Below are 12,219 nucleotides of genomic sequence, written 5' to 3'. Positions count from 1 at the left end.
AAAAAATCTCTAACGCTACGCGTTAGAAAAATATATGTATTATATTTTATTAATCAGGCAGTTATAGTTGTTTTTGTTCTATTGCGTAATCTGGGTTCATCAAAGGTCAATAAATCATCCCAATCGTTGAGGCTGCTTGTTGTGTGCTTTTCCCTTATCACTTGTTTTATATCATAATCACCAGCCTTTGCAAGTTCTACCCTATCAGTTACCCACATTGCAGCCTTTAATCTGGTTCCCTCGTTATCACTATGCAAGCAATCTCTTATTGCACTCAAAGCCTCATCAGCAAGCCCAAACAAGCCATTTCTAAGGTTGTTCTTATAGTCATTACATTGTTGATTAAAAAACATTGAAAAGTTATTTGCATCTGCCATTTGTAGAGTGTTGAGCGGTTCACTCTTATTTTCTCTGCCACTGCTGTAACGCTATTTCCAGACGCTAACAAAATTGCTGCTTGTTCTTGTATTGGAGTCAATCCCGTTTGGGTGTTTACCTCTGGCAAATCTGCCTTTTTTGTTGCTTTTTGTTGTTTTTTGTTATTCATAATACTTTTATTTTTTTATTGTCTGACAATACTTTAAGACTTCTTGTTTTACCGTTTCAAGCAGCCTTATAAACTTGCTCACTTGGTTCAAGGTAAGCCCCCCCCTCTTTGCCATTATCTACATTTAGGCAAATTGTAGGCTCTGTTTCCATTTCTCCGTTTTGGTCTGTTATGGTTGTTTTTGCCACTTGCAAAGTTATTTCTTGCTCGGTGTCTGCCTCAACCGTTATAGGCTTTTGTATTACCATTTTCATTACTTTATTTCTTTATTGGGTTACTAAATCGGTAACAGAATACAGCTTAATATAGAGTGATTTTGTGATTATCGGTAAAACTTTACCGCCTCGCTCACTTTCTTATCAAGTTCCTGTATTGCCTCATTGGGAACGGTTAAACCATCCCTTATTTTGCAAGCCTCATTTATAGCCTGTCTTAGGTCAAAGGCTTGTTTCTTGGATAACTCGCCCCGTTTTTGTGCCTCATTTATCTGCTCTATCATCTGGAGTTGCCCGCCTGCCTGTTCAATCAAAGAAAGCACTCCCATTTTGTAAAGTTGCTGTTTACTTTTCATCGCTTGAAAATTTAGTGAAACATCATTTATTTTCTGGATAGCCTTGTATGTGTCTTTCCATCGGTTCAGTATGTCAATATAAAAAGCCTCATCATAAAGCAAAGCCCCTGTAACCTCAGTTACCTTTAACTGTGAGGCTATTCTATTGGTGTACCGCTGTTCATATCTTAGTACATTTCTGCCCTCATACAATTCTGGTATCGGCTCTTTATGGTTCTTTTGCTCCCTGTTTTTGTCATAAAAGCACAACCGTCCGCCTGTCTGACTGTAATATACACCGTTAGGCTCTTGCAATCGGGTTGCATACTTCAATATACCCAAATGATTAAGATAAACTTCTGGTGGGTGTCTGGTGATAAAGTTCTGGGCTATATCCAGACGGGTAACGGTGGCTTTGCCCATTGGTATATGTAAAGTATCTGATAGGCTTTCTATTGCCCTTTGAGTATCACCCCGTCCCATTGTCTGAAAGTTATCGCCCAAATGCCACTTACACAAACTGCCATCTTTTATTTTCATCTGGTATCTGTTAAGGCTTATTTTAAGCCCGTTGAGGTTTCCTGTTATCACTAACTCACCGTTGTAATTGTGTTCCCCTACATTGTTCAGATAGCAAGGTGTCTCTGCAAGGAAATCAACCCCGCCCGCCTCACTTTGTAGAAGTCTAAAATTTACACTATCATACATATTGGTTACTGATTTGGTAACAGAATACAACTTATTAACACGGCGATAATATAACGTTATTTTTATTTTGATAAAAATATATTAGTCAGATATTTAATAGTTTTAAAAATCACAAAATAGTCCCGTCGGGTTAATAATATAGAGTATTTACTGCTTTTCTGGCTCAGTTACTGTTTTAGTAACTTGCTTTTTCAAAGCGTTCATTTCCTCATCCAATTCTCCATCACAAAGGGCATTGTAAAGCGGTACACGGTCTTTGCTTTTTCCTCTGGCTACAAAAACCTCGATAATAGCCCCTGCCTGTATTACTCCATCAATGATTTTCAAGTCATGAAACACAAATAAGAGTGCATCGCTTGTGCCTTTGAAGTCACCATAAGCAAAGTTTGTATTTGGGTCTGGCACATAAACGCTTGAAAGGTTCTTGCTTTTTATGGAAATGCTCTTATCTGCCTTTCTGTGAACATTGCCCCCAAATTGGGGCGGTACATCATTGTAATAGAAAACAAGGTCGCCCACGTTGATAGCATCCCTATGCTCGGTGGCTCTGGTGGCTTTTGTAGCTCGCTTTTCCTCAAATTCTTCATAAGTCATAGTTGAGGCTGTACAATCCATTCTTGATTTTGCCTTTGTTGCCAATCGCTCAAATCGGTAATAATCAGTCAGTATCACTTCAAACCTCCTTTCTTCATGCAAAATGCTTGTGCCTGTTGGTTAATTTCTGTGGCTGTTGCTACTCGGTTGCTTTGCAACCATTGCTCCAACTCCAGACGGTTGAAATAACACATTTTCCCCATCGGTTTAAAGTGGGGTATCTGTTGCCTCATTGTCAATTTATAGAGGTAGCTTTTAGATACTCCCATATACTTTGCTGCCTCATCGCTTGTAAGCACTTCTTTAGTACAAAAGATTGTGTTTGCCGTTATTAGGTCGGCTACCTGCTTCATTTCCTCTGCCATAATTCTAATTTTAGAGGTCTGGGCTGTCTGGGTTGAGGTACAAGGCTCACCCGTCTTTGCCCGTTGTAATCTTCTGGTATAGGCTTGTACTCTCTATCCATCTGACTACAAATGCAAAGGTAGAGGCAAAAGGAAATTAAAAATAGTGTGGTTTAATGCTCATTATAATGCTACTAAATCACATTAAAAAACACCCCAAATGAGGTGCTTAATACAGGGTAACCGCATCAAATCTTTAGTAGCTTTTTGAGATAGTCTATATTCAGAGCGGCTTTGAACAACCTCTTCCGTAAGGATAGTTTGTCTTTGTGACCGGATACAATGGCTAAAGCAAACTTTCTCAACGTGTTTAGATTGGTGGCTGAATAATCCTTACGAGCTCGACAAGCATCTTCCCTAAAGGTTACATCCAAATGCCAATGAAGCCGATTCTCAATCCCCCAATGTCCTCGAATATATTGTCCGATTAATTGACAATTCTCGGGCGGTAAACTGCTGATATAATACTGCTTATCTATGCAAGTCTCTCCCTCTAAACTACTAATCTCACGCTCCACTTGAATTAAACTTCTCAAGCCTTGCCATTGACTATATTCCCTCTCCTCAAAGACCTCTGAAGCTAGTAATGTGGTATAAGTCCTCTTCTCGATACGACCATGATCTTTCTCCAAGGTCTCATAACGAAGACACCTGTTGTCCTGTGAAGTAATCCTGCACATCCTCATACAAGTGTTTTTGATTGCCTTTGAGGCTTAGAATGTAGTCGGCTTCTGATTGGATAATCTGCTCAGCAATGTTGGTTTGAGTCCCCATAGCATCTATACTGACGACTGCTCCCGACAAATCAAGGCTATCCAAGACTTCCGGAATGGCTTGTAACTCATTGCGTTTCTCGGCAACAGTCTCTTGAGCAAGGCTTAAACCTACTTCATCAACCCAAGCTGAGAGAATATGCGTACTGCCGGTTTTCTTCTTCGAGCCTCTGAGGCGTTTGCCGTCAATGGCGATATGTTTACCTTCCAAGTCGCTAATCGACTCTTTTCCATAAACTTAAAGACAAGCATGGAGAAACTGAGGCTCAATACGTTGGAGCACTCTCTCGAAAGTATCAACACTAGGACAGCCATTGTACTAATCAACCAACGGACGAAGAGATTCCCCTCGCTCTAAACAAAGCTCATGCATAGACTCATAATCCTTGTCCCCAAATAGATAGCCGAATAAAGCAATAACTAGAATATCACTTAACTTATGCTTGCAACGACCCACTACACGAGGGTCTTCTACCATCGAAAAAATAATCTTGTACAGACATAACCCAAAGATAAACCTATTTTGATGCGGGTGCTCTGGACAAATTCATTCCTTTATGATAACAGAATGAAAAAAGCGCTATCTTTGAGGGACTGTTTTTTTTGAATGTAACGATGAAACGTCTGAACATACTTTGCCTTTTGTGTATGACACTTTGCCTGCCCACACTCAAGGCGCAGACCGTGGGGGTTGTCTTGAGTGGAGGTGGAGCGAAAGGCGCTGCCCATCTGGGTGTGATCAAAGCACTCGAAGAAAATAATATACCGATCGATTATGTGACGGGTACCTCGATCGGGGCGATTGTCGGTAGCCTCTATGCAATGGGTTATACGGCCGACGAGATGCTGGAGCTCATGCTCTCGGACGAGTTCGGTTATTGGCAGAAAGGAACCGTCGAGGACGAGTTTGTCTATTACTTCAAGAAACCGGACAATACGCCGGATTTTATGCACTTCTCAATCGATTTCTCCGATTCCATGCAGATCCGTACCCATCTTCTCCCGCAAAGTATCATCAATCCCATCCAGATGAATCAAGCTTTTATGGCTTTGTATGCGCAATCCACCGCCAAATCGGGATGGAATTTCGATCATCTCTTCGTTCCGTTTCGTTGCATCAGTTCGGATGTGTATAACAAAAAGGCTGTCATTTGGCGCAATGGAGATTTATGTGAAGCCGTACGTTCGTCCATGACCTTCCCGTTCTTCTTTAAGCCTGTCTGGAAAGACGGTATTCCGCTTTTCGACGGAGGAATCTATAATAATTTCCCGGTCGATGTCATGAAGTCCGATTTCGAACCCGATTTTATTTTCGGATCGTCTGTGGCCGGAGCTGCTAAACCCTCGACCGATCCGATGAAACAGATTGAAACCATGGTGATGCAAGCTACCGACTATCATGTCGACGAAGAAGATGGCATGATGTTGCAATTTCATTTTCCGGATGTCTCGCTGCTCGACTTTCAACGTGCCAAAGAATTGATGGATATTGGCTATCGACGTACACTCGAAATGATCGACTCCATCAAGCAGCGTGTACCCAGAGAAGTGCTGCAGAGCGAACTTAACGCACGTCGTAAGGCTTATAAAGAAAGTCTTCCTCCTCTTAAATTCAAAAATATTTACATTACCGGTGTGACCGATGCCCAGCGTCGGTATGTGAAAGAGCAATTGCATCGCGACATCAACGGAGAATTTTCGATGCAGGAATTCAAGCAAGCTTATTTCAAGATGCTCTCCGATTCGAAAATCAAAGAAATCATTCCTCATGCCGTATATAACCGTAAGAATCAGAATTTCGATCTATACCTCGATATTAAAATCGGAGAGGAGCTAAACGTCAGTATCGGTGGAAACATCTCTTCTCATCAGGCTAACCAGCTGTTCCTCGGTCTGGACTATCAGAGTCTCGGCGAACAGGCCGTCGATCTCAATGCGAATGTGCAGATGGGGAATTCGTTCAGTGGTATCTCCCTTAACGGACGTGTTTACTTACAGACTTCCATTCCGATGTATCTGCATTTACAAACTGTTTTCTCGTACCGTAAATATATGCAGAACCAGTCGCTGTTTTATGAAGACCTCCTTCCCGCCTTCATCAAAAAGCGCGAGAAATTTGCCAAACTCAAACTCGGACTCCCTTTTATGACCAAGGCCAAAGCGGAGTTCGGACTGGGATACGGACGATTGAGCGATGATTACTACCAGCGAAGCGACATCTCGTTTGCCGAATCAAAGTTCGATAAAAGCTGGTACGACCTCTTTCATGCATCCGTACGAATAGAGAGTAACTCGCTCAACGCAAAACAATATCCTACCGGAGGTCGGCAGCACGTTCTCATGGCGCATTATGTCTCCGGAAAGGAAACGTATCATCCCGCGGGAGGACGACGCACTAAACAACCTACACAAAGCTGGTTACAGGTAAAAGGACGACTCGAAAACTACTCCGTGATAAGTCGTCGTTTCCGACTTGGGATGATGGCCGAAGCACTTCTTTCGAGCAAGAACTTGATGAGTAACTATACGGCTTCCATCTTGCAGGCTCCGGCATTTACTCCTACACCGCACAGCAAGATCAGTTTCAACGAAGGCTTTCGTTCCAATCAATACATTGCGGCCGGTATCATGCCTATCATTACATTGAATGAAATGTTGCATCTGCGTATCGAAGGGTACGGATTCCTGCCTCTTTATCCCATCGAAAAGGAGCGGTTTATACCGGCCCCCTATACCGATATTCCCCGTTATGGGAAAATGATTCAAACTTTCCGCTATATGGGTGAAGCGGCTTTGGTGCTGAATCTTCCTTTTGTCTCTGTCAGTTTGTTTGCTAATGGATACAGCTACCCGAAAAATAATTTTAATGTGGGATTGAATATCGGATTCCTCATCTTTAATCCGGGATTTTTAGAATAAAATCATTTTTTTGTTTGGTAGTTTCAAAAAAAGCCTTACCTTTGCCGTCGAAATTTTGAAAGAGTCAATGGCCGCGTAGCTCAACTGAATAGAGTAGCTGACTACGGATCAGCCGGTTACAGGTTTGAATCCTGTCGCGGTCACTCTTTTTTGATTTCTCTCTTCTCTTTTTATTTCTCCTTTCCTTTTGCATAGGTCTGTTGTGTAGCGATAGGTATCTCTTGTCTTTTAGATGCAGATTCAGCGTCTTCGTGATTTTTATTTTACCTCGCTTGGAAATGCTTCTATTTTCATCTATTTTTGTTGGCTTAATCAAACATCCGCGTTTTGCTGACAAAAATGAAACAATCAAAATCTGCCATTCTCATTCCCGAAGGAACGGATAAGGTGCTGTTGCATGCATGTTGCGCGCCGTGTTCGGGTGCCATTGTCGAATGGATGGTAGAGCAGAAGCTTTATCCGACATTGTTTTTCTGTAATCCGAACATTTTCCCGTATGAAGAATACGTAAAACGTAAGGAGGAGTTGATGCATCATGCCTATCGTATGGGGGTACCGTTTGTCGATGCCGATGATGATCATACGGAGTGGCTCTTACGCATACGCGGGTTAGAGCACGAGCCGGAACGTGGAGCACGATGCCGGCAATGCTTTATTGTACGTCTTGAAGCGACGGCAAAGTATGCACATGAGCATGGGTTTGGTGTCTTCACGACGACGCTGGCGTCATCGCGCTGGAAGAATCTTGAGCAGATCACCGAAGCCGGCCAAATGAGTGCCGCCGGATACCCCGGGCTGATGTTTTGGGCTCAGAACTGGCGCAAAGGCGGACTAAGCGAGCGGCGAAACGTCCTCATCAAATCTTACGACTTTTATAATCAGACGTATTGTGGTTGTGAATTCAGCCTCTCTTCGGCACGAAGAGAACAGCAAAAGCGTATGGCAAACCACTTATCATCTAATTGTAACGAATGAATCGAATAGTTTTTCCTGCCGAATGGGCGCCACAAAGCGCTGTACAATTGACTTGGCCGCATGAGCAAACCGACTGGGCGCCGATCCTTCATGAGGTGACGCCTTGCTTCGTTGCCATCGCCCGAGAGATCGTGAAACGCGAAAACTTGCTAATCGTCTGCCCGGACGCCGCCGAGGTGCGTCGTCAACTCGGAGACATTGATGAACAGCGGATCATGTTCCGTGAGATGGAAACGAACGATACGTGGGCACGCGATCACGCAGGAATTACGGTCTTTTCCGAAGGACAACCGATTGTCTACGACTTTGTCTTTAATGGCTGGGGCATGAAATATGCCGCGTATCACGACAATCTGATTACGCGCACGCTTGCCGCTACGGAGACATTTGCCAATGAGGTTCGCTTGGTAAATATGCAACCTTTCGTGCTCGAAGGGGGAAGCCTTGAGTCCGACGGCAAGGGAACACTGTTGACGACATCCGAATGCTTGGAATCACTTAATCGGAATGAATATCTAAACCGTCAACAACTTGAAATCCATTTGAAGGAAATCTTTGGTCTCGACCGTATCCTCTGGCTCGAAAACGGCTATCTTGCCGGCGACGACACCGACAGTCATATCGATACATTGGCACGCTTCTGCGATCCGGAAACAATCGCTTATGTGCAATGCACCGACGAGACCGACGAGCATTTTGCGGAACTGCAAATGATGGAGGAAGAACTGAAGGCATTCCGTACCGTCGACGGAAAACCTTACCGCCTCCTGCCACTTCCCATGGCTGATCGGATCATTGAGGAGGGAGAACGACTTCCGGCTACGTATGCGAATTTTTTGATCATTAACGGTGCCGTACTCGTTCCTTTCTATCGAAGTGAGAAAGATGAAATTGCACGGAGAACGTTGCAAATCGCTTTTCCCGACCGTGAAATCGTAGGCATCGACTGTCGGCCGCTTATTAAACAACATGGGTCTCTGCATTGCGTAACGATGCAGTATCCTTTCTCTGTTATCAACAATCCTATATAATAAAAGTAATGAAAATCGGAATCATACAACAGCAAAATACTGCCTGTACAGAGACAAATATCGTGAACCTGTCACGAAAAATACGCGAGTGTGCTCAGCAGGGTGCGGAACTGATTGTGTTACAAGAATTGCATAACAGCCTTTATTTCTGTCAGACGGAAAATACGGACATCTTTGATCTGGCCGAAACGATTCCGGGTCCTTCGACCCAACATTTCGGGGCGTTAGCTCGTGAATTGCATGTTGTACTCGTACTATCGCTCTTCGAGAAACGGGCGGCGGGTCTGTATCATAATACGGCTGTTGTTATCGAAAAAGACGGAACGATTGCCGGCAAGTATCGAAAGATGCACATCCCCGATGATCCGGCTTATTACGAAAAGTTCTATTTTACTCCGGGCGATATGGGATTTGTTCCAGTCCGTACTTCCGTCGGAAGGCTCGGTGTCCTTGTTTGCTGGGATCAATGGTATCCGGAGGCGGCACGTCTGATGGCGCTTCAAGGGGCCGAGCTGTTGATTTATCCGACGGCTATCGGCTGGGAAAGTAGCGACGCGACCGACGAACAGCAGCGACAGCTCGATGCATGGCGGATTGTGCAGCGAGGCCATGCTGTTGCTAACGGATTACCTGTGATCGCCGTTAATCGTACGGGACACGAGGCGGATCCTTCGGGACAAACTAACGGGATACGTTTCTGGGGGAACAGTTTCGTCTGTGGGCCGCAGGGCGAATTGCTTCGTGAGCTTCCCAACGATAGCGAAGCGATTTGTGTGGTTGAGGTAGACTTGAAACGCAGTGAACAGGTTCGTCGCTGGTGGCCGTTTCTGCGTGACCGCCGGATCGAAGAATTTGGTCTGCTCACACGCCGCTATCTTGACGACTGACAAATAAACTTCCCAAATGTATCCATGAAACAAACAGGCATAGATGAGGAGGTGATTAGGCGTATCAATTGCGGAGATACGAACGCTTTCGGCGAATTGTATAAAGCCTATTATGTCTATCTGTGTGCTGTCGCAACAAAATACGTTTTTGATCCGGAGGCTGCCCAAGAGATCGTTAATGATGTATTCCTGAATGTTTGGCATCACCGGTTCTCTCTCACGAGCCCTGTGACGGCCTATCTCATTCGTGGCGTACAGAATAGGAGTTTGAACCATCTTCAGCGGAAGCGAATGAAGGAACTTCCGCTTTCCGACGTACAGGAGCAGTTGCTGACGATCTGTGAGCAAGCCGTTACTGCCGACGAACACCCATTGGAGTATTTGGAAAATCTTGAATTTGAAAAGCATATTGCCGAAGCTGTGGAAGCGCTTCCTGACAGATGTAAAACAATCTTTAAACAGTATCTCTATCAAAATCGAACGTATGACGAGATAGCTCATCTTAATGGTATTACATCAAGTACCGTTAGAGGACAGATCAGAATCGCATTATCGAAAGTCGGTGAGTCACTCCGGAAATATTATATTACCGTGCTTTGGGGGTATATATTATAATGCTTACAGAGCGTTCTGTTTAAGAGATAATAGGTTTAATACTAGAAACATAATACAATAAGAGAAAAATTGATTTCTCTTATGATGTAAAGTTGTTTGTATTGTTTCGGACTGTTGGTTTTAGAACAAGCTTTGTTTACTGTATGTAAAAAAGATATATATTTTTTTGGATGGGTGAAAAAATGTTTTCATCTTTGCCAAAGAAACTGTAAATAAGAGTTACCATGAGATTCAAATTGATACTTACAGTCGATCGTCGTGCATTCGGCGATTTATTGCCCATTAATTATCAATATGAACAGTCGGCTGTGATTTATCGTATCCTCTCTCGCTCCAGTGAGCAATATGCCGATTGGCTGCACGATAACGGTTTCCGACTCGAGTCCGGACGGCCGTTCAAACTTTTTACCTTCTCGCGCCTGAAAATCGAAAATCGACAAATTCTACCGCGCAATGAACGGATACGTATCTTTTCCGACTCGGTCGAGTGGCAAATCTCTTTCCTGCCCGAGAAGAGTACGGAAAAATTTGTTCAGGGACTTTTCGCAAATCAGGTATTTGAAATCGGAGACCGCCAATCGACCGTTCGTTTCATCGTAAAAAATATAGAAGTCTTGCCTACTCCTGCTTTTACCGAAGAGATGGAATTTACAACCATGTCGCCGATCTGTTTGAGGATGAGACGTGAAGATCGAGGTTTTGACTATCTTTCGCCTGTCTCTCCTTACGCAAGCAATGCGATACTAACCGGTTTGTCGAGGCGATATGAAGCGTTCTACGGAAAACCTTATGCTGGAGAGAACACCTTTGACTTTAGCGTGCTTAACGAGCCCAAGTCTGTGTTAGTGAAAATCAAATCCGATACTCCGGCACAAACAAAAGTGCGCGGTTACATGTGCCGGTTCAGGATGAAAGCTCCACTTGAATTAATGAAAATTATGTACGAAAGTGGCATCGGAGAAGAGTGCAGTCAAGGCTTCGGTTGTGTGAAAGAGACAGATGTAAAACTAAGAACGGATCAACAAATTAAAAATTAACATATTAATCCCATGGCATTTGTATTTAAAATCAAAATCGACGGCAGTGCAAAACCTCCGATATGGAGAAAAGTGAAGGTAAACGAATCGATGACGTTCGATGATTTCCATTTAGTGATTCAAATTCTTTTCGGATGGACCGATTCGCATCTGTTTGAATTCACACCTAAAGGATGGGGTAGCAATCCGAGAATAACACTCAGCTTTGACGAAGAATATGAGCCGGATGAAAGTTTTTCGGAGCGGGACACATTCCCTTATGGTGAACTTTACCGTGCCGACGAAATCCGACTAAGCGACTATTTTAAGGAGGTCAAACAAAAGATCGTCTATATCTACGATTTTGGTGACGATTGGCAGCATGTTGTTGAATTGGTGGATATTACCGACGATACCGTTCTTCTTCCGATTTGTCTTGCCGGAAAAGGTTCCCACCTGGAAGAAGATTGTGGCGGCATTGGAGGCTTTTACAATATGGTTGAAGCCGTAAATAACCCCAAACATCCTGATCATAACGAATACCGCCAATGGCTCGGTATGAAGCGGGGTGAAAAATGGGACATAAACTTCTTCGATCTCGAAGAAACCAATGAGGTCTTAAGGGAGATATGGACGAGTGTGATGAATAGAGGGAGAGATAGTAACTCATAGAGTCGGAAATAATAGACTTGGTTTTATAAACAAACAATCCCGATGTGACAAAAAATTAGGCGAGGAGTTTAGACTTCGAAATGATTTGATTTTAAAAAAAAGAACAGATTTATTTTGCAAATAAGAAAAGAAAATGAGATTATATATTAAAATATTGGAAGCGAAAGAGAGAGTGGATTTTAATTATCAGCCTCTGCTTACAGGCTGCCTTCATAAGTGGTTGGGTAGGGATAATCTGGAACACGGGAAAATGAGTTTGTATTCTTTCTCGTGGCTTCAGAATGTAGATGTGCTAAAAAATGGGATTAAAATAAAGAATGGTTCTCAGTTTTTTCTGAGTTTCCATGATCAGAGTTTAGTGAAAACAGTCGTTAGGAATATAATTGATAATCCGGAAATGTTTTCCGGAGCGAAAGTATTTGATATTCGTATTCAAGAAACACCTGTCTTTTCAGGGTCTGTGTTGAATCGTGTGGGTAACCCATAAATCAGGATCCGGAAAAAAGTTGTATAATTGCATTCATGGAA

The 12,219-nt window shown here is 43.3% G+C and carries 14 protein-coding genes, 1 tRNA gene and 1 pseudogene; 9 read left to right on the top strand and 7 right to left on the bottom strand.

Features of this window, described 5'->3' with window-relative positions; translation table 11 throughout:
* Nucleotides 1-274: 274 nt before the first annotated feature.
* From EII41_RS12305 to EII41_RS14810, 7 genes and pseudogenes are all read right to left on the bottom strand, one after another.
* A complete protein-coding gene (locus tag EII41_RS12305) occupies nucleotides 275-547 on the bottom strand; it encodes a helix-turn-helix domain-containing protein (RefSeq protein WP_124790831.1) in 273 nt (90 codons plus the stop codon).
* 56 nt (nucleotides 548-603) lie between these two features.
* Nucleotides 604-801 carry a hypothetical protein gene (locus EII41_RS12300; protein ID WP_124790830.1) on the bottom strand — a complete coding sequence of 66 codons (198 nt, stop codon included), beginning with the start codon at nucleotides 799-801 and terminating at the stop codon, nucleotides 604-606.
* A gap of 68 nt (nucleotides 802-869) precedes the next feature.
* On the bottom strand, nucleotides 870-1,805 hold the full coding sequence (locus EII41_RS12295; protein ID WP_124790829.1) for a phage/plasmid replication protein: 936 nt from the start codon (nucleotides 1,803-1,805) through the stop codon (nucleotides 870-872).
* A 147-nt stretch (nucleotides 1,806-1,952) separates the two neighbouring features.
* A complete protein-coding gene (locus tag EII41_RS12290) occupies nucleotides 1,953-2,399 on the bottom strand; it encodes a hypothetical protein (protein WP_260425584.1) in 447 nt (148 codons plus the stop codon).
* 74 nt (nucleotides 2,400-2,473) lie between these two features.
* On the bottom strand, nucleotides 2,474-2,764 hold the full coding sequence (locus EII41_RS12285) for a helix-turn-helix domain-containing protein (protein WP_124750967.1): 291 nt from the start codon (nucleotides 2,762-2,764) through the stop codon (nucleotides 2,474-2,476).
* A 227-nt stretch (nucleotides 2,765-2,991) separates the two neighbouring features.
* Nucleotides 2,992-3,787 (bottom strand): annotated as a pseudogene (locus EII41_RS12280) (ISAs1 family transposase).
* Between the two features lie 108 nt (nucleotides 3,788-3,895).
* Nucleotides 3,896-4,054 (bottom strand): transposase family protein, encoded by a 159-nt coding sequence (locus EII41_RS14810; RefSeq protein ID WP_411292606.1) that lies wholly within the window; start codon nucleotides 4,052-4,054, stop codon nucleotides 3,896-3,898.
* Nucleotides 4,055-4,191: 137 nt separating this feature from the next.
* Between EII41_RS14810 and EII41_RS12275 the strand changes: the two genes are divergently transcribed.
* The 9 genes from EII41_RS12275 to EII41_RS12235 all read left to right on the top strand — a co-directional run bounded on the left by EII41_RS12275 (nucleotide 4,192) and on the right by EII41_RS12235 (nucleotide 12,178).
* Entirely contained in the window at nucleotides 4,192-6,495 is a 2,304-nt protein-coding gene (locus EII41_RS12275) for a patatin-like phospholipase family protein (RefSeq protein ID WP_124790828.1), read from the top strand.
* Nucleotides 6,496-6,564: 69 nt separating this feature from the next.
* A tRNA-Arg gene (locus EII41_RS12270) sits at nucleotides 6,565-6,638 on the top strand.
* Nucleotides 6,639-6,834: 196 nt separating this feature from the next.
* Complete coding sequence (locus EII41_RS12265; protein WP_124790827.1) at nucleotides 6,835-7,470, top strand: epoxyqueuosine reductase QueH; 636 nt, start codon at nucleotides 6,835-6,837, stop codon at nucleotides 7,468-7,470.
* On the top strand, nucleotides 7,467-8,501 hold the full coding sequence (locus EII41_RS12260; RefSeq protein WP_124790826.1) for an agmatine deiminase family protein: 1,035 nt from the start codon (nucleotides 7,467-7,469) through the stop codon (nucleotides 8,499-8,501). Before EII41_RS12265 ends, EII41_RS12260 begins: the two co-directional genes overlap by 4 nt.
* Nucleotides 8,502-8,509: 8 nt before the next feature.
* Nucleotides 8,510-9,388, top strand: a complete 879-nt coding sequence (locus EII41_RS12255) for a carbon-nitrogen hydrolase (protein WP_124790825.1) — start codon at nucleotides 8,510-8,512, stop codon at nucleotides 9,386-9,388.
* A 24-nt stretch (nucleotides 9,389-9,412) separates the two neighbouring features.
* The gene (locus tag EII41_RS12250) at nucleotides 9,413-10,003 is read left to right on the top strand and encodes an RNA polymerase sigma-70 factor (RefSeq protein WP_124790824.1); all 591 of its coding nucleotides are present in this window, start codon (nucleotides 9,413-9,415) and stop codon (nucleotides 10,001-10,003) included.
* A 224-nt stretch (nucleotides 10,004-10,227) separates the two neighbouring features.
* The gene (cas6, locus tag EII41_RS12245; RefSeq protein ID WP_124790823.1) at nucleotides 10,228-11,040 is read left to right on the top strand and encodes a CRISPR-associated endoribonuclease Cas6; all 813 of its coding nucleotides are present in this window, start codon (nucleotides 10,228-10,230) and stop codon (nucleotides 11,038-11,040) included.
* A 12-nt stretch (nucleotides 11,041-11,052) separates the two neighbouring features.
* The gene (locus EII41_RS12240) at nucleotides 11,053-11,691 is read left to right on the top strand and encodes a plasmid pRiA4b ORF-3 family protein (protein ID WP_124790822.1); all 639 of its coding nucleotides are present in this window, start codon (nucleotides 11,053-11,055) and stop codon (nucleotides 11,689-11,691) included.
* Nucleotides 11,692-11,824: 133 nt separating this feature from the next.
* Complete coding sequence (locus EII41_RS12235) at nucleotides 11,825-12,178, top strand: hypothetical protein (protein WP_124790821.1); 354 nt, start codon at nucleotides 11,825-11,827, stop codon at nucleotides 12,176-12,178.
* Nucleotides 12,179-12,219: the final 41 nt, after the last annotated feature.

The sequence above is a fragment of the Tannerella forsythia genome (genome assembly GCF_003860135.1).
In the GTDB taxonomy this organism is placed as follows: Bacteria; Bacteroidota; Bacteroidia; order Bacteroidales; family Tannerellaceae; genus Tannerella; species Tannerella forsythia_A.
This window is presented reverse-complemented; position numbering and strand designations above follow the sequence as displayed.

Bases quoted from the DNA above. Each gene is read 5' to 3' on its own strand.
- EII41_RS12305 (WP_124790831.1), bottom strand. From the start codon at position 547: ATGAATAACAAAAAACAACAAAAAGCAACAAAAAAGGCAGATTTGCCA.
- EII41_RS12300 (WP_124790830.1), bottom strand. From the start codon at position 801: ATGAAAATGGTAATACAAAAGCCTATAACGGTTGAGGCAGACACCGAG.
- EII41_RS12295 (WP_124790829.1), bottom strand. From the start codon at position 1,805: ATGTATGATAGTGTAAATTTTAGACTTCTACAAAGTGAGGCGGGCGGG.
- EII41_RS12290 (WP_260425584.1), bottom strand. From the start codon at position 2,399: ATGACTTATGAAGAATTTGAGGAAAAGCGAGCTACAAAAGCCACCAGA.
- EII41_RS12285 (WP_124750967.1), bottom strand. From the start codon at position 2,764: ATGGCAGAGGAAATGAAGCAGGTAGCCGACCTAATAACGGCAAACACA.
- EII41_RS14810 (WP_411292606.1), bottom strand. From the start codon at position 4,054: ATGGTAGAAGACCCTCGTGTAGTGGGTCGTTGCAAGCATAAGTTAAGT.
- EII41_RS12275 (WP_124790828.1), top strand. From the start codon at position 4,192: ATGAAACGTCTGAACATACTTTGCCTTTTGTGTATGACACTTTGCCTG.
- EII41_RS12265 (WP_124790827.1), top strand. From the start codon at position 6,835: ATGAAACAATCAAAATCTGCCATTCTCATTCCCGAAGGAACGGATAAG.
- EII41_RS12260 (WP_124790826.1), top strand. From the start codon at position 7,467: ATGAATCGAATAGTTTTTCCTGCCGAATGGGCGCCACAAAGCGCTGTA.
- EII41_RS12255 (WP_124790825.1), top strand. From the start codon at position 8,510: ATGAAAATCGGAATCATACAACAGCAAAATACTGCCTGTACAGAGACA.
- EII41_RS12250 (WP_124790824.1), top strand. From the start codon at position 9,413: ATGAAACAAACAGGCATAGATGAGGAGGTGATTAGGCGTATCAATTGC.
- cas6 (WP_124790823.1), top strand. From the start codon at position 10,228: ATGAGATTCAAATTGATACTTACAGTCGATCGTCGTGCATTCGGCGAT.
- EII41_RS12240 (WP_124790822.1), top strand. From the start codon at position 11,053: ATGGCATTTGTATTTAAAATCAAAATCGACGGCAGTGCAAAACCTCCG.
- EII41_RS12235 (WP_124790821.1), top strand. From the start codon at position 11,825: ATGAGATTATATATTAAAATATTGGAAGCGAAAGAGAGAGTGGATTTT.